This is a genomic window from Pseudomonas sp. GW456-12-10-14-LB2, from assembly GCF_002884345.1.
GTDB classification, from domain to species: Bacteria; Pseudomonadota; Gammaproteobacteria; order Pseudomonadales; family Pseudomonadaceae; genus Aquipseudomonas; species Aquipseudomonas paraglycinae.
Genome location: NZ_POHV01000264.1, coordinates 1 through 250 on the forward strand (window position 1 = coordinate 1; position 250 = coordinate 250).

1 protein-coding gene is annotated in these 250 nt (G+C 64.8%); it reads left to right on the plus strand.

Features of this window, described 5'->3' with window-relative positions; genetic code table 11:
* Nucleotides 1-26: 26 nt before the first annotated feature.
* Nucleotides 27-250: hypothetical protein (locus C1X29_RS29380; protein WP_218275744.1), on the plus strand; the 224-nt coding region annotated here is incomplete at its 3' end.

A 250-nucleotide genomic window follows, 5' to 3' on the forward strand; every position in this document is an offset into this window, starting at 1 on the left:
GTACCGGACAAGGTGCGCTTGCATCGTTGGGTTATGCACAGCGGATTCTGATCGGTGCCGGTAACCTCGTCATCCTGGGCCCCTCGGCGATCGCCGTGCCGATGCTGGCACGGATCGCAGCGCATGGTGACGTCGCACAGTTCCGGCGGACCCTGGCGCTGATCGTCCTAGGCATCGGCAGCGGCGCGGGGCTGATCGCGCTCGGCATCTTCGGCTTTTCCGGCAAGATTGTCTCGCTGCTGTTCCAGCG